The sequence below is a fragment of the Parviterribacter kavangonensis genome, assembly GCF_056863335.1.
This window is the reverse complement of record NZ_JBXPJA010000002.1, coordinates 149,418-175,526: the sequence shown is the minus strand read 5'-3', so window position 1 is coordinate 175,526 and position 26,109 is coordinate 149,418. Positions and strand designations below refer to the sequence as shown.

The following is a 26,109-nucleotide window of genomic DNA, read 5'->3' as shown; positions in this document are numbered from 1 at the left end:
CAGGATCCGCGGCATGCCCGACCGTCCCCCGCCGCGCTTCGCGGCTCGTGGTGCCCTCGGGGCGCGGCGGGCCGTGCTCGCTCTCGCCGATCGCCTGCTGCCCGCCGACGTCGCGACGTTCTTCGCGTCGAACGGCTTCATGGACTCGCGCGTCATCGCGACGTTCTGCGAGCTGGAGCTCGGCGACGAGCTCAAGCGCGGGCCGGCGACCGCGGCGGAGATCGCGCAGCGGCGGGGCCTGCACGCGGACGCGCTGCACCGGCTGCTGCGGTACATGGCGCTGCGTGGCCACCTCAAGCTCGACAAGCGCGGGCGGTTCCGGCTCACGCGCACCGGCCGGGTCCTGGCGAAGGACGACCCGCGGTCGATCTGGCCGTGGGTGATGTACCAGATGCTCCCTTCGACGCAGGCGGCGTGGGCGCACCTGACCGAGACGGTGCGCACCGGCGAGGACGCGTTCCCCGCGGTCCACGGCCGGTCGGTGTGGGACCACTTCGCGGCGAACCCGCGCGAGGAGGAGCTGTTCGCCGCCGCGATGCGCCGCGCGACCGGATTCGACCTCCCGATCGTGACGACGTCCTACGACTGGCCGGACCACGGGCGCATCTGCGACGTCGCGGGCGGCGTGGGGACGCTGCTCGCAGGCATCCTGAGCACGCGGCCCGACCTGACCGGTGTGCTCGTCGATGCGCCCGGAGTGATCGAGGAGGCGAAGGGCCACCTCGCCGAGGCGGGCGTCCGGGACCGCGTCGAGCTCTCCGCCGGCAACATCTTCGAGCGCGTCGACGCGAAGGCGGACGTCTACCTGCTCAAGGACATCCTCCACGACTGGGACGACGCCCGGTCGCTGCAGATCCTGCGCACGGTCCGGGCGGCGATGCCGCCCGGGTCGAAGCTCGTGCTGTTGGAGAACCTGCAGGAGCCGAACGTGCCCGACCCAGTGGCGACGTTCGTCGACCTGCAGATGCTCACCCAGTGCGACGGCGGCCGTCAGCGCTCGGCGAAGGAGCTGCAAGCCCTGCTCCGGCAGGCGGGCCTCACGCCCGGCGCGGTCCGTCTGACGGCGGGACCCGCGCTGGTAGAAGGCCTGGCGAACTAGGCGGCCTAAGCGGCGAGCCCGTCGCCCTCGGCGTACGCGGAACCTGCTCCGCGCGTGTCCCGGAACTCCGACGGCGCCATGCCGTGGTGGATCCGGAAGGCCTTCGCGAACTGCGCCGGCTGGCGGTAGCCCACCCGGGCCGCCACCTCCCGCACGGTCACGCGGCCGGTCGCCAGCATGTCCGCGGCGCGTTCCATGCGCACGCGGGTGAGCTGGTCACGGAACGTCGTGTTGCCGACTTCCGCGTAGATCCGTTGCAGCTGTCGTCGTGACGTGGCGATGCGCCGGGCGACGTCGTCGAGGGACAGATCGCTTCCGTAGTCCTGCGCCACCACCGCCGTCGCGTCGTCGAACAGCGCTGCTCTGGTCCTGATCGTTGCTGGTCTCACTCCACTCATGGGTGAGGCCAGCATCTTCCGTACAGATGTTCGGATGCAACGAACCTGGCGCTTACGCGCGCCTGAAAAGAGGAGCCTCAGCTAGAACGAGTGGCGGGCCGGGAACCGCCTACGGGCAACGGCAGACCCCTTGCCGCCTGATGGGCCGCGAAGAGGATGAGGAGCCCGTTGACCGGATGCAACCCTCCCAGCACGCCGACGTCCTCGCCGGCAGCGCCGAGCGCGTGCTGGACCAGCATGAGGACGAACAGGACGATGCTCGCCTGGAACGCCTCCCGCCGCCCGATCCACGCGAGGATCGCGAGCACCAGCGCGACGACGCTCAGCAGCGACCCGACACCGGAGTGCGCGTCGAACGACTCCGCGCCGAACGCGCCGAGGCCTGCGAGGAAGAACTGCACGAGCGCGGCCACGCCGAGGAAGACCCACGCCAGGCCGCGATGGAAGGACGCCACTCCGCTTTCCGAGGTCATGGCCACATCCTCCCGGGTGCACCGGCGTAGGGTTCGTCCATGAACGGGCCGCTCCGCGTGTTCCTGTGCGACGACATCAGCGACTTCCGCAAGCTGATGCGCCTCGCGCTGGAGGACGACGGGCGGATGCAGGTGGTGGGCGAGGCGGGCGACGGCGAGGCCGGCGTCCACGGCGTCGCGCAGACGCGCCCCGACGTCGTGCTCCTCGACATCTCGATGCCGCGGCTCGACGGCATCGCGGCGATCCCGCTCATCCGCGAGGCCTCGCCGGACAGCGGCATCGTCGTGTTCTCCAGCTCGACGTACGAGGACGCGGGCGAGCACGCCATGAGCCGCGGCGCCGACCGGTACCTGCAGAAGGGCGCGGACCTCGACGAGATCCGGGCCACGCTGCACGCGGTCGCCGACGAGCGCCGCGCGGCCTAGCCGTCGGGCGGGACCCAGCCGCCGAAGCGGCGCTCCAGCTCCAGCGCCACCGCGATCGTCACGTGGTCGCAGCCCTCGGCCGCGGCGACCTGCACGCCGACCGGCAGTCCCGACGGACCGAGGCCGAGCGGCACCTGGGTCACCGGGAAGCCGAGCAGGTTGAAGACGGCGCAGCGGCTGAGCGTCCAGGGGCGGCCGATCGTGCCGTTGTGCCGCGGCGCGACGCGCGCGAACGGCGGGTGGAGCATCACGCCGTCGCCGAGCACGCCGACGACCTCGCGCTCCAGCGCCTCGCCCGCCTCGATCGCCTTGCGCGTCCGCGCCTCGGGCAGCCTGCTCTGCAGCCTCTCCGCGCTCAGGGTGATGAGCATCTGCAGCGTGTGGTCGCCGCGCCCGCGCGCGGCGTCGGTCCAGCCGCGCGGGCCGCGCGTGAACCGCTCCTCCGCGACGACCTCGGACAGCGACGTGGTCGCGCCCGCGCCGAGCGTCGCGAGGTACAGCTCGAGCACACGGCGCATCGGCCTCAGCGAGACGGTCTCGACCTTCGCGCCGGCACTCGCCAGCGCGTCGGCCGCACGATCCCGCGCCTCGCGCAGCTCGCGCGACGGCGGCAGGAACGACCCGTCGTCGTTGACGAGCACCCGCCGCCCGGCGAGCGTCACGTCCGCCGGATCCGCGAGCGCCCGCTCCTCGACGCAGCGCCGGTCCGTCCCGTCCGGGCCGGCGATGAGCCGCAGCACGGGCATGAGGTCCTCCGCCCGTCGCGCGAGCGGTCCGATCGACAGCAGCCGGGCGGCGTCGCCCTCGGTCGACGGGAACTGCCCGGTGTTCGGCACGAGGTCGGCCGACGGCTTGTGGCCGAAGACGCCGTTGAAGAACGCGGGCAGGCGGATCGAGCCGGCGATGTCCGACCCGAGCCCGAACGGCACGCCGCCGGACCCGACGGCCGCGCCCTCACCGCCGGACGAGCCGCCCGCGATCCGCCGCGGGTCGTACGCGTTGCGCGTGCGGCCGTAGACGCGGTTGTCGGACTCGATCCACATCGTCAGCTGCGAGACGTTCGTGCTGCCGACCGCGATCGCCCCCGCGTCGAGCAGCCGCTGCACCGTCGGCGCGGTGGCGTCCGCGAGCCGGCCGCGCCGGCCGACGAGCCCGGAGGTGTGCGGCATGCCCGCCAGCGCGATCGACTCCTTGATCGTGCACGGCACGCCCAGCAGCGGGGGCAGCTCGTCCTCGGTGCCCGCGGCGCGCGCGGCGGCGACGCGCTCGTCCGCGGCGCGCGCCTCGGCCAGCGCGTCCTCGAAGCGGTCGCACGCCAGCGCGTTCGTCCGCGGCTGCGAGCGGTGGAGCGCCAGGCAGTGCTCGTAGACGACCTCCTCGGCGGTCGTCTCACCGGTGCGGATCGCGCGAGCGATCGACACGCCTGACGCGGTGATCGTGGAAGTAGGGTGCGCGCCGTGCATCTGGGGGTCGCCATCTTCCCAACCGACGAGACGATCGGCCCCGGTGAGGTCGCGGAGCTCGTCGAGCAGCGCGGCTTCGAGTCGCTCTGGTTCCCCGAGCACACGCACATCCCGGCCAGCCGCGACACGCCGTACCCGGCCGGCGGCGACCTCCCGCGCGAGTACGCGCGCATCCTCGATCCCTTCGTCGCCGCCACGGCGGCGGCCGCGGCGACGTCGAAGCTGCGGATCGGCACCGGCGTCGTGCTCGTCATCCAGCGCGACCCGATCGTCACGGCGAAGGAGGTCGCGTCGGTCGACCACGTCTCGGGCGGCCGGTTCCTCTTCGGCGTGGGCGCCGGGTGGAACCGCGAGGAGATGCGCAACCACGGCACCGACCCGCGCACGCGCATGGCCCTGCTGCAGGAGCGCATGGAGGCGATGCGCGCGATCTGGACCGAGGACGAGGCGAGCTACGACGGCGAGTTCGTCTCGTTCGACCGGATCTGGTGCTGGCCCAAGCCGGTCCAGCGCCCGCACCCGCCGGTGTTCGTCGGCGGCAACGGCCCGACCGTGCTCGACCGCGTCCTCGCGTACGGCGACCACTGGATGCCGAACGTCTTCGACGACGACCTCCTCGTGCGGCAGATGGCGGAGCTCGAGCGGCGCGCCGCCGACGCCGGCCGCGAGATCGGCGTCACGATCAACGCCGCGTCGACGCGCCCCGAGCGCATGGAGCGCTACGCCGAGGCGGGCGTCGACCGTGCGGTCTTCTACCTGCCCCCCGGCGACCGCGACGAGGTGGAGCGGCGGCTCGACACGCTCGTCCGGCGCGTCGACGGCTGGTAGGCCGCTAGCGCGCGAACAGCGACCGCGCGATCGTGCGCAGCTGGATCTCCTCGGACCCCTCGGTGATCCGGTATCGCCGGTGGTGGCGGTAGATGTGCTCGAACGGCAGGTCGCGCGTGTAGCCCATGCCGCCGTGAACCTGGATCGCGCGGTCGGCCGCCTCGCAGACGAGCTTGTTAGCGCGGAAGTTGCACATGGAGACCTCAGTGCCGACCTGCGCGGAGCCGACGGCGTCCATCTGCTCCGCGGTCGCGCGCACGAAGCCGCGGACGAGCGCGCACTCGGTGTGCAGCTCCGCCAGCGGGAACGAGATCGCCTGGTTGCGGGCGAGCGGCTTGCCGAACACGATCCGCTCGTTCGCGTAGGCGACGCTGCGGTCGACGCAGAACTGCGCGGCGCCGACGCCGCTCGCCGCCTGGCGGATGCGGTTCTCGTTGACGAAGAGGAAGACCGCGGCGAGGCCGGCGCCCTCCTCTCCCACGATCGCGCTGTCGGGGACGCGCACGTCGGTGAAGGACACCTCGGCGTGGTCGGACGGCATGTTGAACGTCCACCAGTGCGACAGCACCTCGACGCCCGGCGTCCTCGTCGGCACGAGGAACGCGGTGATGCCGCGCGGATGGCCGGCCTCGCCGGAGGTGCGCGCGAAGACGAGGTCGTACGTCGCGCGGTGCATGCCGGTGTTGAAGCGCTTCGTCCCGTTGATGACCCAGTCGCCGCCGTCGCGCCGCGCCGTCGTCTCGAGCCACGTGGCGTCGCTGCCGTGGTTCGGCTCGGTCAGCCCGAACGCGATCGGCTCGTCGAGGCGGATGTTCGGCTCGATGAGCTGCTTCTGCTCCGGCGTGCCGAGCGCGTGGAGGACGAGCGCGATCGGGAAGTTGCCGACGACCGACGTCTCCGTCTGGAGGTCGGAGTGCAGGCGTAGCGGTAGAAGCCCGCGGCGTCCGCGCGCCGCGTCATCTCGAGCAGCAGCTCCTCCCACTCCTCGCGCGGGATCCCGCCGCGGTCGGCGTCGGTGCGCGCGAACTCGCGGCGGTGATCGAAGTACTGCGGGTGCTGCGCCTGCAGCGGCGCGAGCTCCCGCTCGATGAAGGCGTCGAGTGCGCCGAGGTCCAGCATGCCAACCCCTTGCCGTTCCGGGGCGGCGAACCTACAGTCTTCCTGTGCTCGTCTTCTGCCTCGCTCTCCTCATCGCCGCCCTCGTCGTGTCCGTCCGCCTGCGGCCGCGGTTGAGCAAGAGCGCCGAGGCCGCCACGCTCTTCGCCGTCCCGGCCGCGCTGCTCGCCGCGCCGGCGGCGTTCCTGGCGGCGACCGGCGAGACGATGGCCGCCGAGCCGCTCGCGACGCTGATGGGCCTCTGCGCGATCGCCGCCTGGCTCTTCGCTCCGACGAAGCGCGGCCGCTTCGCGAGCTTCGAGCACCAGTTCCGCGCGCACGCGCAGCGCGCGAACGGCTGATCACCGCGCCGGCACGTACTCGAGCAGCCTGCCGAGGTCTCGGAACCCGAGCGAGCGGTAGAGGCGCTCGGCCATCGCGCTGGCCTGCAGCGTCGCGGTCCGGCGCCCGCGCAGCTGCGCGCCGCGCAGCAGCGCGACGGTGACCGCGCTCGCCAGCCCGCGCCGGCGAGCGTGCTCGAGCGTGGCGACGTTGTAGATGCCGCAGTCGTCACCGAGGTCGTAGGCGAGCCCGCCGGAGACCCGGTCGCCGTCCGTCCCGGCGAGGACGACGTGGAACGCGGCCGGGTCGACGTCCGCCAGCAGGCCGTCGGGGAAGCCGGACCGGCTGAGGAACGCGAGATACGCCGGCCAGTCCGCCCTCGCGACCGGCAGGGGCGATCGGGGCGCCCGAACCTCGCCGAGCTGCATGCCCATCGCCCGGGTCGCGGTGTCGATCGTGTAGCCGCGCCGCTCCAACGCGATGCGCATCACGGCGTCCCCTTCGTGGACCCATGCGGCGTAGCGATCGACGCCGGCCGCCGCGTACGCCTCCTCGAGCGCGTCGATCGCTTCGCCACGTTCCACCGCGCCCGGGCGCGGCTCGATCAGCGCGTTGTTGTAGACGGACCGCTGCGGCTCGCGGGGGAAGACCGCCGCCACCACGCCGGGCAGACGCAGGACCGCCGCGCCGGTTGACCCCCGCGCATAGGCCTCCCACGACGCCGCCAACGTCGCGTTGCCGCGGTCCAGCAGCGCGGCGTCGCCCGCCGTCAGCTCGACGTCCATCGCGACCACGGGACGATCCCGGCCTCGGGCCGCGGAGGCTCGTCGAGCATCGCCAGGTACTCGAGCATGTGCCCATCCGGGTCGCGGAAGTAGACCGCCGCGGCGGGCATCCAGCCGATGACGCTGGGCTCGTCGGTCTCCTCGCCGAAGAACGAGAGCGGCGTGACGCCGGCGGCGCGCAGGCCTTCGCAGGCCCCGAGCACGTCGGCCGTCGACGTGCGCAGCGCGACGTGCAGCTGCATGCCCATGGGGGCCGACCCCATTGACCACAGCCCGAGCATCGCCTCGCCGGGCGCTCCCACCCAGAGGAAGGCGGCGCCGCGCTCCGGCAGCTCGAGCGCGACGGGCAGCCCGACCACGTCGCGGTAGAACGCCGTCGACCGAGCGACGTCGGCGACGGTGAGGTGCGCCTCGAAGAGACCGGTGACGGTTGGCCGCTGCGTGCTCATCGCCGTCAAGCACCGTACGCTCCGGCCTCCGTCCGTTACAGGCGCGGCTCCAAGCGCCGCGGCGGCGCTGCGAAGGCGGTCGGCGAGGTCGCGGACGTCGGCGTTCGGCTCTCCCGACGCCGGGAGGACGAGGACGAACGAGCGCGGGAACGTCAGGCCGTCGACGCCGACCTCGACGAAGTGGTGGCCGCGCAGGACGCTGCGGGCGAGCAGGACCGGCGCGTTGCGGGAGATCGCCTCGCGGCGCGCCGTGCCCGGCGTGGACGCCTGCACGATCGGCGGGGCGGCGGTGAGGCCGTGGCGGCGCAGCTCGGCGTCGACGGTCCAGCGCGCGTTCGAGGTGGGATCGCGGACGACCATCGGCGTGCGCAGGAACTCGGCCTGCGTGATCCGCCGCCGGTTCGCCCACAGGTGGCCGCCGGGCACGGCGCAGATGACGGCGTCGGCGGCGAGGTGCTCCTCGCGGACCTCGGGGTTCGGCGTCGCCTCGGGGCGGCTCGCGGCGACGCCGAGGTCGGCGCGCCCGTCGGCGACGAAGGCGCGGACGACCTGGCTGTTGGCGGTGACGAGCTCGACGGGCGCGTGCTGGTCGTCGCCCCGCTCGGCCAGCGTGTCGGCGACGAACGCCTCGGAGGCCGAGTGGCTCGCGGCGAGCCGGACCGGGACCATCGTGTGCTGCAGGCTCAGGATGACCTGCTCGAGCCCCTCGGCCTGCGCGAGCACGCGGCGCGCCTCCTCGTAGAGGCGCCGCCCCGCGGGCGTGAGCGAGACGCCGCGCGGCGAGCGCTCGAGCAGCTGCACGCCGACGAGCTGCTCGAGGCCCTGGATGCGCTTCGACAGCGCGGGCTGCGAGATCCGCAGCCGCAGCGCCGCACGCCCGACGCTGCCGAGATCCGCGGCGGCGCAGAAGCCGCGTAGTTCGTTCAGATCGGGGCTGCGGACGAGACCGGACATCGCTCCGGGGAGAGTACGGACCCCATTCCCGGAAGTGATGAGCCTCGCGCAAGCCAGCATGGCTTTCGCCCATGAACACGGGCGAACAGAGGGTGGTGGGCCGATGATCGTGATGCATCGGATGAATCGCCTCGGAAGGAGCCACACGATGTCAACCCTCACCGACCACCCCCTCGAAGAGCAGCTCGCGCAGTCCCCGCTGGACGCTCCCCCCGTCGTCGACGACCGCAAGGTCGCCCGCGAGTGGGTCCTCGTCGCGGTCGGGCTCGTCGGGCTCGTCGCGATCATGGCCGTCGTCGTCGCAGCGTTCGCCCTCGCCGGGTCGTCCGGCGACAACGCGACCACCGTGACCACCGCCGCTCCGAAGGCCGCCGCCGCCGCGCCGGCCGCGGCCGCCACCCCGACGCTCGCCCAGTCCAAGGGCGTCGCGTTCGAGAGCTTCAAGTGGGTCGACCCCACGCTCCCCGCCCCCGTCACCAAGGTGAAGGTCGACGTGTTCCAGCACGTCACCCAGGTCTCCAAGGACCTCGCGCCGACGGAGATCTGGAGCTTCGCCGTCAACGGCAAGTACTACCGCGGCAACGGCCTCTCGGCGCCGATCGTCGTCGAGGAGGGCACCAAGGTCGACTTCACGATCACGAACGGGTCCGAGAAGGCGATGAACGTCGACCTGCCGCACTCGCTCGACTACCACTCCGCCGAGGTGAACCCCGGCAAGCGCTACGCCGACATCCTGCCGGGCAAGTCCATGCACTACACGTTCGTGGCGAAGCACCCCGGCGTGTTCATGTACCACTGCGCGACGCAGCCGGTCCTCATGCACACCGGCGCGGGCATGGTCGGGATGATGATCGTCAAGCCGAAGGGCCTCGCTCCCGTCGACCGCGAGCTCTTCATGACGCAGCAGGAGTTCTACATCGGCAAGCCCGGCCAGGACGCCGACATGACGAAGATGGAGGCCAAGAAGCCTGACGTCATCGCCTTCAACGGCTTCGCGAACCAGTACAAGGACCAGCCGATCGAGGTCCGCAAGGGCGAGCGCATCCGGATGTACGTCCTGAACGCCGGCCCGAGCATCTGGTCCGCCTTCCACGTCATCGGGACCGTCTTCGACAAGACGCACGTCGAGGGCACCGTCGGCCGCGACTCGCAGACGATCAACCTCGCGCCGTCGCAGGGCGGCTGGGTCGAGTTCACGCTCGACGAGGAGGGGACCTTCCCCTTCGTGACCCACGCCTTCGGCGACGCGGTCAAGGGAGCGATCGGCGTCCTGAAGACCGCAGACGCCGCGACCGCCGGCGGCGGCCATGACATGGGCGGCAGCGCCGGGTCGCAGCCGGCCGCGGCCAAGGGCGACGTGAACGTCGAGCTCGGCGACATGTTCATCAAGGCCGACAAGGCCGAGTTCAAGGCGGGCAAGGTCACCTTCGCCGTCAAGAACTCGGGCAACACGATCCACGGGTTCGCCGTCTCGCCGGCGCCGGCCAAGGTCGATGGCGGCCTGGTCGACCACGAGTCGCTGCTCGCCTCCGGCAAGGACATCGCGGGCGGCGCGACCGACACGGTCACCGCCGACCTGAAGCCCGGCCAGTACGAGCTGATCTGCCACATCCCCGGCCACTACTCGATGCAGCACATCCCCTTCACGGTGAAGTAGCCGCGAAGTCCATCCGAGGCAACGGAGCGGGCGCCCAACGGGCGCCCGCTCCGCGTTGTGCGTCAGATCCGCAGGCGGCGACCGGCGTACGCCGACGCGAACCGGAAGAAGACGCCGCCGTCGGTGCGCACGGTCGTGCAGCCGTCGGCGCCCGCGCCGAACAGCAGGCCGATCACCCCGGCGCGCCTCGTCCGCCGCAGGTGCGCGCGGTTGCCCGGGCGCAGCCACCACTCAAGGCGGTTGTCGCGGAACTTCGCCCACGTGTCCGGCAGGCCCGACGAGCCGACCGGCAGCTGCCACAGCGCGACCGGCGTCCGCGTCGCGCGCGTGAACGCCGAGAGGTAGACGTCGTGGCGGCCGAAGTCCCCGCGGTCGAAGTGGTCGCGGGCCACGCGCTCGCCGTTGACGTGCACGCGCCAGCCGTCGTCGCGGTCGGCGACGTCGTTGAAGACGAGGTCGAACCGGGCGCCGAGCGAGCGGTAGAAGGACGCCGACCGCCGCGCGAGCGCGCGGGTCCGCGCCGCCGCGAAGTTGCCGGCCGTGTGGGAGCGGTTCGTCCCCCACGAGCTGAGGTGCCACGCGAGCAGCACGTTCGGCGCGTAGCGGTCGCGCAGCCGGATGAACCGGCGCGCGAAGGCGACGGCCCCCGGCACCGTGCTCGCGTCGTCCCGCGTCGCGGCCATCTGGACGTAGCCCCAGAGGTCCGGCTCGACGTGGACGACCGCGCGCGCCCGGCCGATGCGCTGCAGCGCGAGCTTGAAGTCGGCGAAGTAGCGCTTGAGCTGCGGCGTGTCGGCGAGCAGGCCGAGGTCGCGCTCGGCCTCGTCGCCGCCGCCCCGCGACGAGGGCAGCGCCTGGTAGTACGTGAGCACCGGCAGGACGTGCGCGGCGCGCGACTCGGCGACGTAGCGGCTGACGAACGTGCCGTCCTCGTTCCAGCGCGACCACCCGTTCCCGTCGAGGCCGCCCGTGAGGTACTGGTAGCGGAGGTCGACGCGGCCGAGACGCTTGAGCGACGCCGCCCCGCCGGGCTGATCCGCCGCGCCGATCGCGAGATGGTGGGGCCACCCCGCCGGGGCCCGGACCGCACCGACGGGAGAGGCGGCGAAGAGGAGCGCCGCGAAGGCGGCGACGGCGGCGAAGACGGGACGGACGGCCACGCGGGCCGGAGGGTAGGGGATCGTTCAGCGGACGGTGATCGGGACGCGCTGGACGTCGGTGTTCGCGTAGCCGCCGACGTTCCAGGGCGGGGCGTCGGGCTGGGCTCGGCCGGTCGCGTCGCGGGCGCGGCAGCCCAGGACGTGCTCGCCGGGCGTCGCGTCCCACGCGAACGTCCACGGCGTCCACGCGTACGGCCCGGGCGGCTCGCCGACCTCGGCGGCCGACCACGTCACGCCGTCGTCGGTGCTCACCTCGACCGCCTCGATCGGGCCCCAGCCGGACCACGCGCGGCCCGTGATCTCGAGCAAGCCGGCCTCGGCGAACCGGCGCCGCGTCATGAAGTCCGGGATGCCGGGCGGCGCCATGAGCGCCCGCGGCTCGATCCGGGTGACCGGCGTGCCGGGATCGTCCTCCGTCGTGCGCCAGCGGTAGGCGGTCGCCTGCTGGTAGCCGGTGTACGGCTCGTCCAGCACGGTGATCCGCGCGAGCCACTTGACGCTCGTCATGCCGTACCAGCCGGGCACGACGAGCCGCAGCGGGAACCCGTGCTGCGGCGGCAGCGGCACGCCGTTGACCGCCCACGCCAGCAGCACCTCCTCGCGCAGCGCGTCCTCGACGGTCAACGCGCGGGCGTACGCCTGCTCCTCGCCGCCCTCGACGCCGCGATCGAGCCCGGTGAAGAGCACCTCGGCCGCCCCGTCCTCGACGCCGGCCGCCTCGAGCACCCGAGGCAGCGGCACGCCCGTCCACGCCGCGGTGCCGACCGCCTCGAGCAGCCATGGCTGGCTGACCGGCCGCGGGTCCAGCCGCGCCCGCCCGTTCCCCGCGCACTCCATCGTCACCGGCTGCGTCACCGTGCCGAGCGCCTGCAGGTCCTCGAGCGCCAGCGACGCGGGCCGCGCCACGCTGCCGCCGACCTCCAGCCGCCACGCGGCCGCGTCGACGACCGGGATGTCGTAGTGCACCAGGAGGTAGTGCAGGCCGAGCGGCGTGAGCTCGTGGCGCAGCGCCTCGAGCGGCATGCCGTGGTTGCGCGCGGCGAGCTGCAGCTCCTCGACCGAGATGCCCGGCGGCGTCGTCGTCATGTGCGACCGACCCTACCTCCGCCGTGCGACGATCGGGCGGATGCACGGGCTCGCTCGCCAGACCTCCATCTACCTCCAGGGCGTCGCCGGCCGCCGGCCGCGCGTGCCCACCGACGCCACGAACCTCGAGGAGAAGGCGCGCGGCGCGATGTCGCGCGACGCCTTCGCGTACATCGCGGGGGGCGCCGGCACCGGACGCACGATGCGCTCCAACCGCGAGGCGTTCGACCGCTGGCAGATCGTGCCGCGGATGCTGCGCGACGTCGGCAGGCGCGACACGCGCGTCGAGCTCTTCGGCCGCACCCTGCCGGGGCCGTTCCTGACCGCGCCGATCGGCGTGCTGGAGATGGTCGATCGTGGCGCCGACCTGAACGTCGCCAAGGCCGCGCGCGAGACCGGCACGCCGATGGTGATGTCCAACCAGGCGTCGAAGCCGATGGAGGAGATCGCGCGGGCGCTCGGCGACACGCCGCGCTGGTTCCAGCTGTACTGGAGCACCGAGAACGACCTCGTCGCCTCGTTCGCGTCCCGTGCGGAGGCGTGCGGCGCCGACGCGATCGCGATCACGCTCGACACGACGATCCTCGGCTGGCGGACGCACGACCTCGACCGCGCGTACCTGCCGTTCCTCCGCGGCAAGGGCATCGCGCAGTACACGAGCGACCCGGTCTTCAAGCAGCTGCTGCACGCGAGCGGCGTCGACCCGGCCGGCGATGCGACGCCGCAGCCGAAGCCGACCCCGGCCGCGATCAAGACGCTGATCCAGCTGACGCGCGCCTACCCGGCGCCGTTCCGCGAGGCGCTGGCGAGCGGCGACGCCCGCGCCGCGGTCCAGCGCTTCACGCAGATCTACTCGCGCCCGAGCCTCACCTGGGAGGACATCCCGTTCCTGCGCGAGCGGACGTCGCTGCCGATCCTGCTCAAGGGCATCGTCCATCCCGACGACGCGGCGCGCGCCGTCGACGAGGGCATCGACGGCATCGTCGTCTCGAACCACGGCGGCCGCCAGGTCGACGGCGCGATCGGCACGCTCGACGCGCTCCCGGCCGTCGCCGACGCGGTCGGCGGCCGCATCCCGGTCCTGCTCGACAGCGGCATCCGCAGCGGCGCCGACGCGTTCAAGGCCCTCGCGCTCGGTGCGACCGCCGTGCTGCTCGGGCGGCCCTACGTGTACGGGCTCGCGCTCGCGGGCGCGGCGGGCGCGCGCGAGGTGCTCGAGAACTTCCTCGCCGACTTCGACCTCACGATGGGGCTCGCCGGCTGCGCGTCGATCGGCGACATCGACCGCGACGCCGTCGTGCGAGTCGAAACCGCGCCCGTCAACGCCTGACGACACGCGCTTGGGGTAGACGACCCACGTGGCGTCCCTGATCCTCGGCCCCGTCCTGCGCTACGTCGACGAGACGGAGGCGACGGTCTGGGTCGAGACCGACGCGCCGTGCGAGGTGACGATCCTCGGCGCCTCGGCGCGGACGTTCTGCGTCGGTCGGCACCACTACTCGCTCGTCCACGTGGAAGGGCTCGAGCCCGGCAGCCACAACCCGTACGAGGTCGCGCTCGACGGCGAGGTCGTCTGGCCGCTGCCCGACAGCCCGTTCCCGCCGAGCAGCATCCGCACGCCCGCCGACGACGAGCCGGCGCGGATCGCCTTCGGCTCCTGCCGCGTCTGCCTGCCGCACGAGCCGCCGTACGCGCAGCGCAAGGACGACGACGATCGCGGGCGCGAGGTCGACGCGCTCTACGCGCTCGCGCTGCGGATGCGCGACACCGATCCGAGCACGTGGCCGAACCGCCTGCTCATGCTCGGCGACCAGGTGTACGCCGACGAGGTTTCGCCGCGGACGCGCGAGTACATAGCCGCGACGCGCGGGACGGACAAGCCGCCGGGCGAGCAGGTCGCGAACTTCGAGGAGTACACGCGGCTGTACTGGGAGGCGTGGGGCGAGCCGGTCATGCGCTGGCTGCTCTCCACCGTGGCCACCGCGATGATCTTCGACGACCACGACGTCCACGACGACTGGAACATCTCGAGGGCCTGGCTGGACGAGATGCGGTCGCTCGGCTGGTGGGACGAGCGGATCGTCGGCGCGTTCTCCTCGTACTGGGTCTACCAGCACCTCGGCAACCTCCAGCCCGAGCACCTGCATGACGACGAGGTGCTCGATCAGGTGCTCGCCGCCGACGACGCGATGGACGTGCTGCGCGAGTTCGCGCGCAAGGCGGACTACGAGACCGAGGGCACGCGCTGGAGCTACTGCCGCGACTACGGCGGCGTGCGCGTCATGGTCATCGACTCGCGCGCCGGCCGGGTGCTCGACGGCGAGCGGCGCCGCTGCATGGTCGACGACGACGAGTGGGACTGGATCTGCGAGCGCCTGACCGGCGACTTCGACCACCTCGTGATCGGCAGCTCTCTGCCGCTGCTCCTCAGCCACGGGCTGCACTACCTCGAGGCGTGGAACGAGGCGATCTGCGGCGGCGCATGGGGCCGCCCGGGACGGTGGCTCGGCGAGAAGGTGCGCCGCGGCCTGGACCTCGAGCACTGGGCGGCGTTCCACGAGTCGTTCGACAAGCTCGTCACGCGGATCTGCGAGGTCGGCGCCGGCAAGCACGGCAAGCCGCCGGCGTCGATCACGGTCGTCTCCGGCGACGTGCACCACGCCTACCTCGCCGAGGTCTCGTTCCACCCCGACCACGAGGTGGAGAGCAACGTCTACCAGGCGGTCTGCTCCCCGTTCCGCAACCCGCTCGACCGGCGCGAGCAGCGGGCGATGAGGATCGCGATGTCGCGCACGGGCGGGACGATCGCCCGCTGGCTCGCGCGCAGCGCCGGCGTCCGCCCGCCGGATGTGGAGTGGGAGTTCGTGCACGGGCCGACGTTCGACAACCAGGTCGCGACGCTCGAGATGCATGGCCGCGGGTCGCGGCTGAAGCTCGAGCGGACGCTGCCGAGCGAGTGGCGCGCCCCGGACCTGCACGAGGCGCTGAACCGCAAGCTCGCCTGAGCGGCCTACGCCGCCGTTCGCTCCGCGCGCGGAACGTGCAGGTGCTTGTGCGACGGGCAGAACGACAGGCCCGGCAGCGGCTCGCGGCGGCATGCCGTCCCGTGACGGGTGACCGCCGCGCACCGCAGCGCGCCGCCGAGGCCGTCGCGGCGCTCGGACCGCATCCGGACCGACGCGTCCCGCGCCGCGTCGACGTAGACGTCGACGACGCGCCAGACCCGCGGCTGAGCCGCGAGCGGGAAGCACTGGCGGATGTCGCGGAACAGCGCCCGGGCAGGCCGGGCGCTCGCGTACGGATCCTCGGCGATGCGGGTGATCGCGTCCTCGCAGGACGCGAGCACCCGCATGCGCGCTTCCTCGATGTCGACACCGACGAGCGGCTGCACCTCGTCGTGCAGCTCCCGGTAGATCGCACGGCTGAACTGGAACATCGGTAGGACTGCCCTCCTCCAAGAGGCATGGCGAGCCTGCCATTTCCGGGCGAAGTCCCGGCGCAGCGCGTGTTGACTGCGTGTTAAGGCGCCGGCGCGCTCACGGCCGGTTGCGGCCGTGGAGGTCGTGCGCCTTGACCCACTCCTCGGCGACGATCGCCGAGCCGAGCGACAGCTCGCCGCACAGCACCGTCGCGGCGACGATCTCGGTCAGCTTGCGCACGTTGTCCCGGCCGTAGCAGCCGAGCAGCTCGAGGCACTCGCGCTGCGTCGCGAGACCGGTGCCGCCGCCGTACGTCGCGACGATGAGCGACGGGATCGTGACCGAGTAGTAGTAGTCGCCGTTCGGCCGCAGCTCCGCGTAGACGAAGGCCGCCGAGGACTCCGCCACGTTCGCCGCGTCCTGGCCGGTGGCGATGAACATCGCGGTGATGCCGTTGGCGGAGTGGGCGCCGTTGTTGTTGACGCCGGACATGAAGCCGCCGAGGTTCGAGACCTGACGGGCCCGGTACATGAGCTCGGTGTTCGAGCGCATGATCGACTCGAACAGGTGGTTCGGGATCGTCGCCTCGGCGATCACGCGCTTGCCGCGCGTGTGCAGCATGTTCACCTGGGAGCTCTTCTTGTCGGTCGCGAAGTTCGACTCGAGGAAGTACTGCTTGATCGTCGGGTTGTTCGCCTGGATCCACGTGCACGCGGCGTGCGTGGCCTTGCCGGTGAGGTTCTGACCGGCGGCGTCGCCCGTCGTGTAGTTGAAGCGCGTGTAGAGCATCCGCCCGGCGGAGTAGCGCTCGATGTCCTGCAGCTTGCCGCTGCTCGTCGTCGCCTCGGCGGCCTGCTTGATCTCGTCGAAGTGCTCGTCGAGCCAGCCGTTGAACGCGCGCGCCTCGCGCGCGCTCTCGAAGAGGAACGCCGGGGCGCGCTGCATCCGGTCGTCCATGATCGTCGTGGTCACGCCGCCCGCCTCGTGGAGGAGGCGCATGCCGCGGTTGTACGACGCGACGAGCGTGCCCTCCGCCGTCGCGAGCGGGACGTAGAACTCGCCCTGCGCATGCTCGCCGTTGACGAGCAGCGGGCCGGCGAGGCCGATGGGCACCTGCGCGACGCCGACGAAGTGCTCGACGTTCCCCTTGAGGATCTGCGGGTCGAACGAGTAGCTGCCGACGTGCTCGAGGTCCGCGCCCGTCCGATCCCTGGCGAAGTCCCGCCGCGCACGCGCGGCATCGTGGGTGAAGTCGTCCTCGCGGTCGCGCGGGACGGGAACGCGCTGCGTCGTGTCGGTGCCCATGGCCGTTTGCCTACCCCGTCCGCGTGGAACCGTCAACGCCATGCCACTCCGGGTCATCGCCGCGCTGCTCCTGTCCCTGCTCGCGGCCGCCCCGGCGCGGGCCGACGGGCCCCTGCTGAGCGTCCCGGCCGACGCGCTCGCGAAGAGCCTCGTCTGCACGGGCGACCTCGCGTCGGGCCGGACGCCGGTGCTGCTCGTGCCCGGCACGGGCGAGGACCCGGACTTCTACGACTGGAACTACAAGCCGGCGCTCGCGAAGCTCGGGCTGCCGTACTGCACGGTGACGCTGCCGGGCCACTCGACGGACGACATCCAGGTCGCGGCCGAGTTCGTGGTGGGTGCGATCCGGACGATGCACGCGCGAGCCGGGCGGAAGATCGCGGTGCTCGGCCACAGCCAGGGCGGCATGGTCCCACGGTGGGCGCTGAAGTGGTGGCCCGACACGCGGGCGATGGTCGACGACCTCGTGGGGCTCGCGTCGTCGAACCACGGCACCACCGGCGCCCGCGCGGTCTGCTCGCAGCAGTGCACCGCGGCGACGTGGCAGCAGCGCGACGACTCGAAGTTCATCGCCGCGCTCAACGCCGGGGCGGAGACGTACGCGCCGATCTCCTACACGTCGGTCTACACGCGCTTCGACGAGGTCGTCACGCCGAACCAGGACGCGGCGACCGGGTCGACGGCGCTGCGCACCGGCGACGGGCGCATCGCCAACGTGGCCGTGCAGGACCTCTGCCCCGCGGACCCGACGGAGCACCTCGACCTCGGCTCGCGCGACCCGGTCGGTTACGCGCTCTTCGTCGACGCCATCACCCACGACGGGCCGGCCGATCCGGCGCGCATCGACCCGGCGGTGTGCACGCAGTTCGCGCAGCCGGGCGTCGACCCCGCGACATACGCGGCCGACTCCTCCGCTGCGTACGCCAAGGTGCTGGCGCAGTTCTCGACCGGCTCGCCGTACCTCACCGCCGAGCCGCCGCTGAAGTGCTACGCGGGCGGCCCGTGCCCCGCCGGGAGCGCCCCGGCGACGTCGTCCGCTCCGCGCCGCACGAAGCTCTTCGTCACCGCCTCGCCCCAGCGCGTCCGCCGCGGCGTGCGCACGGTCCGCGTCCTCGTCCGCCGCACCACCGGCAAGCGGCTCGTCGCCGTCCGCGGGGCGCGGGTCTGGCTCGCGGGCGCGCGCGGGACGACAAACCGCCGCGGCGTTGCGGTGCTGCGCAAGCGGTTCGTCGACCGCGGCCCGCGCCGTGTCCTCGCGACACGCCGCGGCTTCATCGCCGGGCAGGCGATCGTCCTCGTACGGTAGTTGCACGCGCAATCATTTGCGCTACACTGCGTGGCATGGAACTCGGACTCGCCACCTTCGCCGACCTCGGCTCGGGCGTCAGCCCCGAGCAGCGCATGCGCGAGCTCATGGAGGAGGTCGAGCTCGCCGACCAGCTCGGGCTGGACGTGTTCGCCATCGGCGAGCACCACCGGCCGGACTACCTCGTCTCATCGCCCGCGACCGTGCTCGCGGCGGCCGCCGTCAAGACGGAGCGCATCCGGCTGTCCAGCGCCGTCACCGTGCTCAGCTCCGACGACCCGGTGCGCGTCTTCCAGCAGTTCTCCACCGTCGACCTGCTCTCCGGCGGGCGCGCCGAGATCATGGCCGGGCGCGGCTCGTTCATCGAGTCGTTCCCGCTCTTCGGCTACGACCTCGACGACTACGACGACCTCTACGCCGAGAAGCTCGACCTGCTGCTGCGCATCCGCGACGACGTCTCCGTGACGTGGTCGGGCCGCCTGCGCGCGCCGCTCGAGAACGCGTCGGTCTACCCGCGGCCCGTGCAGGACCCGCTGCCCGTGTGGGTCGCGGTCGGCGGCTCGCCGGAGTCCGTCGTGCGCGCCGGCCGCCTCGGCCTCCCGCTGACGCTCGCGATCATCGGCGGTCCGTTCGAGCGCTTCGGCCCGCTCGTCGAGCTCTATCGCGAGGCGGGCACGCGCGCCGGGCATGACCCCGAGTCCCTGAAGGTCGCGATCAACACGCACGCGTTCGTCGGCGACACGCGCCACGATGCCGACCGCGCGTTCGCGGCGCCCTATCTCGCGATGATGAACAAGATCGGTCGCGAGCGCGGGTGGCCGCCGTCGGGCAAGCCGCAGTACGACGCGCTGACGTCGCGCCCCGGTGCGGTCACGCTCGGGTCGCCCGAGGAGGTCGCGGACAAGATCCTGCGCCAGCACGAGATCTTCGGCAACGACCGGTACATCGGGCAGATGAGCCTGGGGTCGGTCGGCCACGCCGACGTGCTGCGGTCGATGGAGCTGTTCGGCACGCAGGTGGCGCCGGTGGTGCGCGAGGAGGTCGCGCGCCGCGAGGCCCCGGCCCCCGCGGCCGTGGACTAGGGTCGGCGCCATGGTGAGGCTCGGCGCGTTCGTCATCCCGTCCGCCGAGGACCCGGCGGCGACGGTCGAGGAGATCGTGCGCGCCGAGCGGCTCGGGCTCGACCTCGTCGGCGTGCAGGACCACCCGTACCAGCGGCGCTTCCTCGACACGTTCTCGCTGCTGACGTGGGCGGCCGCGCGAACCGCGAAGGTGACGCTGTTCCCCGACGTCGCGAACCTCCCGCTGCGGCCGCCGGCGATGCTCGCCAAGCAGGCGGCGACGATCGACGCGCTGAGTGGCGGGCGGTTCGAGCTCGGCCTCGGCGCCGGCGCGTTCTGGGACGGGATCGCGGCGATGGACGGGCCGCGCCGGTCCGGCCCCGAGTCGGTCGACGCGCTCGTCGAGGCGATCGAGGTGCTGCGGCGCTGGTGGCGCGGCGACGGGGGGCCGTTCGAGGGAACCCACTACGCCCTGCGCGGCGCCAAGCCGGGCCCGCCGCCGCCGCACGACATCGGCATCTGGCTCGGCGCGATCGGCCCGCGGATGATGCGCGTCGTCGGGACGCTCGCCGACGGCTGGGTGCCGTCGCTGCCGCGGATGCCGCTCGACGAGGTCGCCGTCAAGCGGCGCATGATCGACGACGCGGCCGAGCGCGCCGGCCGCGACCCCGCCTCCGTCATCGGCGTCGCGAACGTCAACGGCGTCATCACCGACGGTCCCGCCGAGGACTGGCTGCGCGGCCCCGTCGACCACTGGGTCGAGCAGCTCGAGATGCTCCACCGCGACCACGGCTTCGAGGCCTTCGTCCTCTGGTCCGACGGAGGCCCCGAGCAGCTCGACCGCTTCGCCGGAGAGGTCGCGCCGGCCCTCCGCGCCGCCGTCGGATGAGCCCTGCCGGAGACCCCGTCTCGACGCCCCCGACCCCGTCCGCTCCGTCCACCCATCGGGTGGACCTCCCGGCCCGCGTGCCGTTCGATGCCGGCGCCCTCCTCGCGTTCTTCGCGCGGCGAGCGGTGCCGGGCGTCGAGCGGGTCGACGGCGACGTCTACGCGCGCAGCCTGCGTCTTCCGCGCGGCGCCGGCGTCGTCGAGCTTCGCCCGGCGACCGATGGCGTCGAGGCGACGTTCACCCTCGACGACGCCGCCGACCTCGACGAGGCGATCGCGCGGACGCGCGTGATGCTCGACCTCGACGCCGACCCGAAGGCGATCGGCGCGGTCCTGTCCGCCGACCCGCTGCTCGCGCCCCTCGTCGCGCGATCGCCGGGCCGGCGCGTGCCGGGCGCGGTTGACGGTCACGAGCAGGCGGTCCGCGCCGTGCTCGGCCAGCAGATCTCCCTGGCAGGAGCCGCGACGCTGGCCGGCCGTCTCGTCGCAGCGCACGGGGAGCGGCTGCGCCATCCGGCCGCCGGGGTCACGCACCTCTTCCCCACTGCGAAGGCGATCGCCGCGAGCGACCCGGACCAGCTCGCGATGCCGAGGTCCCGCCGCCGCGCGCTCCTCGGCCTGACGGCGGCGCTCGCGTCCGGCGAGGTCGAGCTCGGCGACCGCGACGCCCTCCTTGCCGTGCCCGGCATCGGCCCCTGGACCGCCGACTACATCGCGATGCGCGCCGTCGGCGACCGCGACGCGTTCCTCCCCGGCGACCTCGGCGTCAAGCACGCCCTCGCGAGGCTCGGCGCCGACGTCACACGGGCGGAACGCTGGCGCCCTTACCGCGCATACGCGCTCCAGCATCTGTGGGCGTCTCTCTGACTGGTCGTCAGCGCAGTGTCTCCGGAGCGGTTCCACTTCGCTGATGTGCGCAAAGGATGCTGCACACGCAACGAGGAAGTCGCATTGGCACCAAATCGAGCGATAGGTTCGGGGATCCAATGCCCAAGGAACCTCTGGATCCCGATCTGCTGAGCGCTCTGTCCCATCCCCTTCGCATCTCGATCATGCGCGAGGCGGGGTCTCCGTTCAGCCCGAAGCAGCTCTCCGACCGCTGGGGCGGCGAGGTCTCGCTGCAGCTGATCGCGTACCACGTCCGCCTCCTGGCGGAAGCGGGTCTGCTGAAGCTCGAGTCGACGCGCCCCCGGCGCGGCGCCGTCGAGCACTTCTACAAGGCCGCCCCGCGGGCGACCAAGCGCCTCCAGGACGCGGGCAAGGCGCTCGACGGCCTGGCCGGCGGGCTGACCAAGTAGACCGGCCGGTCACATCCCGACGGTGCGCCGGAAGAGCAAGGCGCACACCGCGGCGACGATCGCCGCGAGGATCGGGGTGCCCCACCCCATGACGCCGGCGATGGCGAGGACCGCCGTGACGACGGTGACCACGCCGGCCGCGCCACCGGCCAGGACGAGCCGGTAGGCGCGGTCCTCGCGCTGGCGGCGGGAAGGGCGGCCGCCGGGGCGGCGGGAGAGCTCGGACATGCGTGAAGCATCGCGCACCCTCGCCCCGGGAACCGGTTCGACGCGTGCGCACCGTTCTACGGCGTCAAGCCTTCACGACGTCCTGCGGCCGCGCCCGGATCGGCGCGAGGACACGGCGGCCGAACGCGATCGCGCACAGCGCGACCCACGCCCAGCCCAGCGCGAGACCCGCCACGACGTCGCTGAGCCAGTGGACGTCGAGCAGCACGCGGGTGCCGGCGATCGCGACCGGCACCGCGGCGGCCAGCCCGGCGAGCACCGCCCGCACCGGTACCGGCCGGCCCCGCGACAGCAGGATCGCCGCGACGGCGCAGAACGCCGCCGACCACGAGGAGTGCCCGCTCGGGAACGACGGGCCGAGGTGCTCTGCCAAGGGGTTCAACGCGGGCCGCGCACGATCGATCCCCTCCTTGACCAGCCGGGTCAGCAGCCCGGTGCCGCCGACCGCCACGAGCACGAACGGGACGATCCACCGGTCGCGGGTGCGGACCGTCTCGACGATCGTTAGCAGCACGGCGAGCGCCGCCGCCGACGTCGGCGCACCGAAGAACGTGATCGCGTCGAGCGCGTGCGTCGTGAACCCCGTCGCGTGTCGGTTGCCCCACTCCGCGACGCTCTCGTCGATCCGCACCAGGTCGTTGCTGCTGCGCACGAGCGCGGCGAGCACGCCCAGCGCGACACCGCCGGCGACGCACACGACCAGCGCCGCGATCAGCGCCCCCGCCAGCCGGGGCGCCCCCTTCACGCCGCGCGAGAGCTCGGCCCGCCGCGAGTGATGCAGCGTGAAGGCCCACACGGCGAGGCCGGCGACGGCCGCCAGCAGAAGATCGAGCAGCAGCGCCACCGCGCCGTCACCTTGCTCTGACGTTCATCGTCATCGTCGTCCGGCCGACTCCTTCCACCGGGTACCTCCTACCCCACCTCAAGGAGGGAGGAGCGAGATGGGAGCCATGTCGGGAACCGCGGTTGACCACCGCGAGGGACGATGGACCCGTCGGCCGGCCCCTGGCCGGACGCGGGAGGACGACGTACGCCGCGACGACGGCGTGCCGGCGCTGGCCGCGCGCCGCGGCAGCCTCGCCGCGCGCTTCGCGGGCCGGCTCGCCGGACGCCATCCCGCGCTCGTCTTCTTCGCCGCCGTCCTCGCCGGCTGGCTCGCCCTCGCTGCGCTCGCCATCGGCATCGGGCTGCTCGTCACCGAGGTGCTCGTCCCGGCCGGCGGCATCGGGCGCACCGACGAGCGCTTCATCCACACGCTCGCCGCGGACCGCACCGCCACGCTCACCGACGGGTCGTCGATCGGCTCGGCGATCGGCGGCGCGCCGGTCCTGCCGATCCTCGTCGGGCTCATCGGCGTGGTCTGCGCCGTGCTCAAGCGCTGGCTGATCGCCGGCTTCGCCGTGTTCGTGCTCGCCGTCGAGTCGCTGACGTACCGCGTCAGCTCGCTCGCCGTCCCGCGCCACCGGCCGTTCGTGGACCGCCTCGAGGACCTGCCGGCGAACGCCAGCTTCCCGTCCGGCCACACCGCCGCGTCGATCGCCGTCTACTGCGGCCTGACGGTGCTGCTCACGTCGCGGATCCGCAACCGCGGCGCCCGCTTCGCCGCGTGGACGATCGCGCTGCTGCTGCCGGTCGTCGTCGCGATGTCGCGCATGTACCGCGGCATGCACCACCCGCTCGACGTCGCCGGCGGCGTGGTCATCGGCATCGGCGCGATCGCCGTCCTCCTCTTCGCCTGCCGCGCCGCCGGCGCGGCCTCCGCACTTCGACAGCACGACAGGGGGCAGTAGATGCAGCACGCAGTGGCACGAGGGCCCGGCCGCGTCTCGATGGGGCGCGCGCGGGCCGAGGGCGAGCAGGCGGCGGGCAGCCGCTGGCTCGAGTGGCTCGCACGCGCCGGGCTGGTGGCCCGCGGCGTGGTCTACGCGATCATCGGCGTCCTGGCCATCAAGCTGGCGCTCGGCGACGGGGGCAAGGCGACCAACCAGCAGGGCGCGCTCGAGACGATCGTCAAGCAGCCCTTCGGCAAGGTCCTGCTCGTCCTGGTGGCGATCGGCCTGTTCGGCTACGCCGCCTGGCGGCTGCTGCGGGCGGCGATCGGCCACGGCCGCGAGGCGTCGGACGACACGAAGGAGCGCATCACCGGCGCGGTGAGCGGCATCGCGTACGCGGTGCTCTTCGTGACCGCGATCCGGATCCTCACCGGCTCCGGCGGCGCGAGCGGCAGCGGCAAGGCGCAGCAGACGACCGGCGGCGTGCTCGACTGGCCGGGCGGGCGGTACATCGTCGGCCTCGCCGGCATCGTGATGATCGGCGTCGGCATCGAGCAGGGGATCAAGGGCGTCAAGCGCAAGTTCCTCGAGAAGTCGAAGACCGAGCAGATGAGCGAGCGGGTCGAGAAGGGCTTCACCGCCCTCGGCGTGTTCGGCCACCTTGCGCGCATGGTCGTCTTCGCGCTCATCGGCTGGTTCCTGCTGAAGGCCGCGATCGACTTCGATCCCGACAAGGCGGTCGCGCTGGACGGCGCGCTCGCGAAGCTCGGGCAGGCGTCGTACGGCCCGTGGCTGCTCGGCGCTGTCGCCGCCGGCCTCATCGGGTTCGCGGCGTACTCGGCGGCCGACGCCAAGTACCGGCGCGTGTAGTCGTCAGGCGGACGTCGGGGCGTGCTCGCGGAACCCCGCGAGCAACGCCTCGAGGCCCGCCACGATCCGCTCCTCGCGCTCGGGGTCGCCGACCGCGACGTGCTGCACGCCGAGCCCGTCGAGGAAGGCGACGACGAGCGGCGCGGCGCGCTCGGCATCGCGGACCCCGAGGCGGCGCAGCAGCCCCTCGGCGAGGTCGCGGTACGCGGCGAGCGACTCGGCGACGACCTCGCGCAGTGCCGGCCGCCGCGACGCCTCGACGTAGAGCTCGAACTGCGCGGCCGACTGCGCGTCGCGCAGCCCGGCGGCGACGGCGCGGATGACCTCCGACGCGCTGCCATCCACTTCCGCGACCTCCTCGGCCAAGGTCCGCAGCGACGTGACCTCGTCGGCGACGAACAGCCGCATCGCGTCCTCGAGCAGCTCGTCGATCGAGTCGAAGTAGTAGGTCGTCGTGGCGACGGGCACGTCGGCCGCCTCCGCGATCGCGCGGTGCGTCGTCGAGCCGACCCCGCGCTCGCCGATCACGGCAAGCGCGGCGCGGAGGATGTGCTCGCGGCGGCGGCGGCCGCGGGCCCGGTGAGTGCGCTCGGGCATCCGATCTCCATTCGTAGCACCGGGAAGAAGTTTGGACAAGTGTCCAAAGTTGGTACTCTGCCCCGCCGTGAGCCTCCGGTCCCCCCGCCTCGACCGCCGCGCCTTCCTCGGCGCGGGCGGCGCCGCGATCATCTGCACGATCGGCGGCGAGCGCGTCGTGCTGCGCTCGCCCGCCGACCTGGCGAAGGCCGACGCCGCCGCGCGCAAGGTCAAGCGACCGAAGGCGATCGCCGCGCAGGCCGGCACCCGCGGCAACCCGAACGCCGGCCCGTTCCCCACCCCGACGCCGGCCGACGGCGGCCAGGTCCGCGAGTACTGGATCGAGGCGCGCACGACGACGTGGGACGTCGTGCCGAGGAAGCGCGACGAGTGGCACGACCGGAAGATCACCGGCCGCACGAAGTTCCGCGCCTTCCTCTACCAGCAGATGTCCACCGGCTTCGCCGCGCCCATCGGCGCCGCCGGCATGCCGGGCCCCACGCTGCACGCCGAGGTCGGCGACCTGCTCGTCGTGCACTTCCGCAACGGCGACGAGACGCTCGACCAAGCGGTCACGATGCACCCGCACGGCGTCAAGTACAACCCGGACTACGACGGCGCCTACATGGGCGACTTCACGCGTGCCGGCGGCTTCATCGCGCCCGGCGAGGAGTTCACGTACCGCTGGGAGTGCACGCCGGACTCCGTCGGCGTGTGGCCGTACCACGACCACGGGCCGAACCACACGGTCAACCTCCAGCGCGGCCTCTTCGGCTCGATCGTCATCCGCGAGCGCGGCGCGAAGGCGCCGGACGTCGAGCACGTGCTCCACCTGCACTCGCTCACGCCGCCCGTCACGGGGCTGCCCCGCCAGTTCCAGTGCATCAACGGCCGCGCGTATGCGGGCAACACGCCGACCATCACCGCGCGCGTCGGACAGGACGTCGCGCTGCACGCCATCGGGATGGACGGCAACTTCCACGACTTCCACATCCACGGGCACCGCTGGAAGGACGCTGCCGGCGCTTTCGTCGACACGCCCTCCCTCGGTCCCAACGAGTCCATAACCGCTCGCTTCGTCGAGGACAACCCGGGCCGCTGGCTCTACCACTGCCACGTCTTCGCCCACCAAGACGGTGGGATGACGGGCTGGTACGACGTGCAGCCCTGA

At 72.9% G+C, this 26,109-nt stretch carries 27 protein-coding genes and 1 pseudogene; 15 read left to right on the top strand and 13 right to left on the bottom strand.

Annotated features, from left to right (window positions below; genetic code table 11):
• The first annotated feature begins 13 nt into the window (after positions 1-13).
• Positions 14-1,099 (top strand): methyltransferase, encoded by a 1,086-nt coding sequence (locus AC1UE4_RS16590; protein WP_482918417.1) that lies wholly within the window; start codon positions 14-16, stop codon positions 1,097-1,099.
• Positions 1,100-1,104: 5 nt separating this feature from the next.
• Here the strand turns inward: AC1UE4_RS16590 and AC1UE4_RS16585 are convergent, their stop codons facing one another.
• Both AC1UE4_RS16585 and AC1UE4_RS16580 read right to left on the bottom strand, forming a co-directional pair.
• Complete coding sequence (locus AC1UE4_RS16585; protein WP_482918416.1) at positions 1,105-1,488, bottom strand: helix-turn-helix transcriptional regulator; 384 nt, start codon at positions 1,486-1,488, stop codon at positions 1,105-1,107.
• An 86-nt stretch (positions 1,489-1,574) separates the two neighbouring features.
• On the bottom strand, positions 1,575-1,970 hold the full coding sequence (locus tag AC1UE4_RS16580) for a DUF6220 domain-containing protein (RefSeq protein ID WP_482918415.1): 396 nt from the start codon (positions 1,968-1,970) through the stop codon (positions 1,575-1,577).
• A gap of 39 nt (positions 1,971-2,009) precedes the next feature.
• On the opposite strand from AC1UE4_RS16580, the gene AC1UE4_RS16575 reads away from it, so the two are divergent.
• Complete coding sequence (locus AC1UE4_RS16575; RefSeq protein WP_482918414.1) at positions 2,010-2,396, top strand: response regulator; 387 nt, start codon at positions 2,010-2,012, stop codon at positions 2,394-2,396.
• Here AC1UE4_RS16575 and AC1UE4_RS16570 read toward each other — a convergent pair.
• Positions 2,393-3,817 carry an amidase gene (locus AC1UE4_RS16570; protein ID WP_482918413.1) on the bottom strand — a complete coding sequence of 475 codons (1,425 nt, stop codon included), beginning with the start codon at positions 3,815-3,817 and terminating at the stop codon, positions 2,393-2,395. The genes AC1UE4_RS16575 and AC1UE4_RS16570 overlap by 4 nt on opposite strands.
• Before the next feature lie 36 nt (positions 3,818-3,853).
• On the opposite strand from AC1UE4_RS16570, the gene AC1UE4_RS16565 reads away from it, so the two are divergent.
• Entirely contained in the window at positions 3,854-4,687 is an 834-nt protein-coding gene (locus AC1UE4_RS16565) for an LLM class F420-dependent oxidoreductase (protein WP_482918412.1), read from the top strand.
• Positions 4,688-4,691: 4 nt separating this feature from the next.
• Here AC1UE4_RS16565 and AC1UE4_RS16560 read toward each other — a convergent pair.
• Positions 4,692-5,806, bottom strand: a pseudogene (locus tag AC1UE4_RS16560) (acyl-CoA dehydrogenase family protein).
• 44 nt (positions 5,807-5,850) lie between these two features.
• Here AC1UE4_RS16560 and AC1UE4_RS16555 point away from each other — a divergent pair.
• Positions 5,851-6,144: a hypothetical protein gene (locus AC1UE4_RS16555; protein ID WP_482918411.1), complete on the top strand. Its 294-nt coding sequence runs from the start codon at positions 5,851-5,853 to the stop codon at positions 6,142-6,144.
• Here AC1UE4_RS16555 and AC1UE4_RS16550 read toward each other — a convergent pair whose 3' ends face one another.
• Together AC1UE4_RS16550 and AC1UE4_RS16545 are read right to left on the bottom strand one after the other, a co-directional pair.
• On the bottom strand, positions 6,145-6,909 hold the full coding sequence (locus AC1UE4_RS16550) for a GNAT family N-acetyltransferase (RefSeq protein ID WP_482919039.1): 765 nt from the start codon (positions 6,907-6,909) through the stop codon (positions 6,145-6,147).
• Positions 6,894-8,312 (bottom strand): LysR family transcriptional regulator, encoded by a 1,419-nt coding sequence (locus tag AC1UE4_RS16545; protein ID WP_482918410.1) that lies wholly within the window; start codon positions 8,310-8,312, stop codon positions 6,894-6,896. The genes AC1UE4_RS16550 and AC1UE4_RS16545 overlap by 16 nt, the downstream gene beginning before the upstream one ends.
• Before the next feature lie 148 nt (positions 8,313-8,460).
• Here AC1UE4_RS16545 and AC1UE4_RS16540 point away from each other — a divergent pair, with 148 nt between their 5' ends.
• Complete coding sequence (locus AC1UE4_RS16540) at positions 8,461-9,969, top strand: multicopper oxidase domain-containing protein (RefSeq protein WP_482918409.1); 1,509 nt, start codon at positions 8,461-8,463, stop codon at positions 9,967-9,969.
• A 62-nt stretch (positions 9,970-10,031) separates the two neighbouring features.
• On the opposite strand, the gene AC1UE4_RS16535 is transcribed toward AC1UE4_RS16540, so the two are convergent.
• Positions 10,032-11,129 carry a hypothetical protein gene (locus tag AC1UE4_RS16535; RefSeq protein WP_482918408.1) on the bottom strand — a complete coding sequence of 366 codons (1,098 nt, stop codon included), beginning with the start codon at positions 11,127-11,129 and terminating at the stop codon, positions 10,032-10,034.
• A 24-nt stretch (positions 11,130-11,153) separates the two neighbouring features.
• Positions 11,154-12,215 (bottom strand): sulfite oxidase, encoded by a 1,062-nt coding sequence (locus AC1UE4_RS16530; protein WP_482918407.1) that lies wholly within the window; start codon positions 12,213-12,215, stop codon positions 11,154-11,156.
• Between AC1UE4_RS16530 and AC1UE4_RS16525 the strand changes: the two genes are divergently transcribed.
• Together AC1UE4_RS16525 and AC1UE4_RS16520 are read left to right on the top strand one after the other, a co-directional pair.
• Entirely contained in the window at positions 12,214-13,545 is a 1,332-nt protein-coding gene (locus tag AC1UE4_RS16525; protein WP_482918406.1) for a lactate 2-monooxygenase, read from the top strand. The two genes, AC1UE4_RS16530 and AC1UE4_RS16525, sit on opposite strands and share 2 nt — an antisense overlap.
• A gap of 28 nt (positions 13,546-13,573) precedes the next feature.
• Positions 13,574-15,220 carry an alkaline phosphatase D family protein gene (locus AC1UE4_RS16520; protein WP_482918405.1) on the top strand — a complete coding sequence of 549 codons (1,647 nt, stop codon included), beginning with the start codon at positions 13,574-13,576 and terminating at the stop codon, positions 15,218-15,220.
• Positions 15,221-15,225: 5 nt separating this feature from the next.
• Here the strand turns inward: AC1UE4_RS16520 and AC1UE4_RS16515 are convergent, their stop codons facing one another.
• On the bottom strand, positions 15,226-15,651 hold the full coding sequence (locus AC1UE4_RS16515; RefSeq protein WP_482918404.1) for a hypothetical protein: 426 nt from the start codon (positions 15,649-15,651) through the stop codon (positions 15,226-15,228).
• Between the two features lie 100 nt (positions 15,652-15,751).
• Positions 15,752-16,939: a hydroxymethylglutaryl-CoA reductase gene (locus AC1UE4_RS16510; protein WP_482918403.1), complete on the bottom strand. Its 1,188-nt coding sequence runs from the start codon at positions 16,937-16,939 to the stop codon at positions 15,752-15,754.
• Between the two features lie 40 nt (positions 16,940-16,979).
• Here AC1UE4_RS16510 and AC1UE4_RS16505 point away from each other — a divergent pair, with 40 nt between their 5' ends.
• From AC1UE4_RS16505 to AC1UE4_RS16485, 5 genes are all read left to right on the top strand, one after another.
• A complete protein-coding gene (locus AC1UE4_RS16505; protein ID WP_482918402.1) occupies positions 16,980-18,245 on the top strand; it encodes an esterase/lipase family protein in 1,266 nt (421 codons plus the stop codon).
• Positions 18,246-18,280: 35 nt separating this feature from the next.
• A complete protein-coding gene (locus AC1UE4_RS16500) occupies positions 18,281-19,327 on the top strand; it encodes an LLM class flavin-dependent oxidoreductase (protein WP_482918401.1) in 1,047 nt (348 codons plus the stop codon).
• 10 nt (positions 19,328-19,337) lie between these two features.
• On the top strand, positions 19,338-20,195 hold the full coding sequence (locus AC1UE4_RS16495; RefSeq protein ID WP_482918400.1) for an LLM class flavin-dependent oxidoreductase: 858 nt from the start codon (positions 19,338-19,340) through the stop codon (positions 20,193-20,195).
• 59 nt (positions 20,196-20,254) lie between these two features.
• Positions 20,255-21,061: a DNA-3-methyladenine glycosylase family protein gene (locus AC1UE4_RS16490; protein WP_482918399.1), complete on the top strand. Its 807-nt coding sequence runs from the start codon at positions 20,255-20,257 to the stop codon at positions 21,059-21,061.
• Positions 21,062-21,180: 119 nt separating this feature from the next.
• On the top strand, positions 21,181-21,492 hold the full coding sequence (locus tag AC1UE4_RS16485; protein ID WP_482918398.1) for an ArsR/SmtB family transcription factor: 312 nt from the start codon (positions 21,181-21,183) through the stop codon (positions 21,490-21,492).
• Between the two features lie 9 nt (positions 21,493-21,501).
• Here the strand turns inward: AC1UE4_RS16485 and AC1UE4_RS16480 are convergent, their stop codons facing one another.
• Positions 21,502-21,720 (bottom strand): hypothetical protein, encoded by a 219-nt coding sequence (locus AC1UE4_RS16480; RefSeq protein ID WP_482918397.1) that lies wholly within the window; start codon positions 21,718-21,720, stop codon positions 21,502-21,504.
• Positions 21,721-21,784: 64 nt separating this feature from the next.
• On the bottom strand, positions 21,785-22,564 hold the full coding sequence (locus tag AC1UE4_RS16475; RefSeq protein WP_482918396.1) for a phosphatase PAP2 family protein: 780 nt from the start codon (positions 22,562-22,564) through the stop codon (positions 21,785-21,787).
• 202 nt (positions 22,565-22,766) lie between these two features.
• Here AC1UE4_RS16475 and AC1UE4_RS16470 point away from each other — a divergent pair, with 202 nt between their 5' ends.
• The gene (locus AC1UE4_RS16470) at positions 22,767-23,510 is read left to right on the top strand and encodes a phosphatase PAP2 family protein (RefSeq protein WP_482918395.1); all 744 of its coding nucleotides are present in this window, start codon (positions 22,767-22,769) and stop codon (positions 23,508-23,510) included.
• Between the two features lie 12 nt (positions 23,511-23,522).
• Positions 23,523-24,362 carry a DUF1206 domain-containing protein gene (locus AC1UE4_RS16465; RefSeq protein WP_482918394.1) on the top strand — a complete coding sequence of 280 codons (840 nt, stop codon included), beginning with the start codon at positions 23,523-23,525 and terminating at the stop codon, positions 24,360-24,362.
• A gap of 3 nt (positions 24,363-24,365) precedes the next feature.
• Here the strand turns inward: AC1UE4_RS16465 and AC1UE4_RS16460 are convergent, their stop codons facing one another.
• The gene (locus AC1UE4_RS16460; RefSeq protein ID WP_482918393.1) at positions 24,366-24,959 is read right to left on the bottom strand and encodes a TetR/AcrR family transcriptional regulator; all 594 of its coding nucleotides are present in this window, start codon (positions 24,957-24,959) and stop codon (positions 24,366-24,368) included.
• Positions 24,960-25,026: 67 nt separating this feature from the next.
• On the opposite strand from AC1UE4_RS16460, the gene AC1UE4_RS16455 reads away from it, so the two are divergent.
• Complete coding sequence (locus AC1UE4_RS16455) at positions 25,027-26,109, top strand: multicopper oxidase domain-containing protein (RefSeq protein ID WP_482918392.1); 1,083 nt, start codon at positions 25,027-25,029, stop codon at positions 26,107-26,109.

Bases quoted from the DNA above. Each gene is read 5' to 3' on its own strand.
- AC1UE4_RS16590 (WP_482918417.1), top strand. From the start codon at position 14: ATGCCCGACCGTCCCCCGCCGCGCTTCGCGGCTCGTGGTGCCCTCGGG.
- AC1UE4_RS16580 (WP_482918415.1), bottom strand. From the start codon at position 1,970: ATGACCTCGGAAAGCGGAGTGGCGTCCTTCCATCGCGGCCTGGCGTGG.
- AC1UE4_RS16575 (WP_482918414.1), top strand. From the start codon at position 2,010: ATGAACGGGCCGCTCCGCGTGTTCCTGTGCGACGACATCAGCGACTTC.
- AC1UE4_RS16550 (WP_482919039.1), bottom strand. From the start codon at position 6,909: ATGGACGTCGAGCTGACGGCGGGCGACGCCGCGCTGCTGGACCGCGGC.
- AC1UE4_RS16545 (WP_482918410.1), bottom strand. From the start codon at position 8,312: ATGTCCGGTCTCGTCCGCAGCCCCGATCTGAACGAACTACGCGGCTTC.
- AC1UE4_RS16540 (WP_482918409.1), top strand. From the start codon at position 8,461: ATGTCAACCCTCACCGACCACCCCCTCGAAGAGCAGCTCGCGCAGTCC.
- AC1UE4_RS16525 (WP_482918406.1), top strand. From the start codon at position 12,214: ATGTGCGACCGACCCTACCTCCGCCGTGCGACGATCGGGCGGATGCAC.
- AC1UE4_RS16530 (WP_482918407.1), bottom strand. From the start codon at position 12,215: ATGACGACGACGCCGCCGGGCATCTCGGTCGAGGAGCTGCAGCTCGCC.
- AC1UE4_RS16515 (WP_482918404.1), bottom strand. From the start codon at position 15,651: ATGTTCCAGTTCAGCCGTGCGATCTACCGGGAGCTGCACGACGAGGTG.
- AC1UE4_RS16510 (WP_482918403.1), bottom strand. From the start codon at position 16,939: ATGGGCACCGACACGACGCAGCGCGTTCCCGTCCCGCGCGACCGCGAG.
- AC1UE4_RS16505 (WP_482918402.1), top strand. From the start codon at position 16,980: ATGCCACTCCGGGTCATCGCCGCGCTGCTCCTGTCCCTGCTCGCGGCC.
- AC1UE4_RS16500 (WP_482918401.1), top strand. From the start codon at position 18,281: ATGGAACTCGGACTCGCCACCTTCGCCGACCTCGGCTCGGGCGTCAGC.
- AC1UE4_RS16495 (WP_482918400.1), top strand. From the start codon at position 19,338: ATGGTGAGGCTCGGCGCGTTCGTCATCCCGTCCGCCGAGGACCCGGCG.
- AC1UE4_RS16485 (WP_482918398.1), top strand. From the start codon at position 21,181: ATGCCCAAGGAACCTCTGGATCCCGATCTGCTGAGCGCTCTGTCCCAT.
- AC1UE4_RS16480 (WP_482918397.1), bottom strand. From the start codon at position 21,720: ATGTCCGAGCTCTCCCGCCGCCCCGGCGGCCGCCCTTCCCGCCGCCAG.
- AC1UE4_RS16460 (WP_482918393.1), bottom strand. From the start codon at position 24,959: ATGCCCGAGCGCACTCACCGGGCCCGCGGCCGCCGCCGCCGCGAGCAC.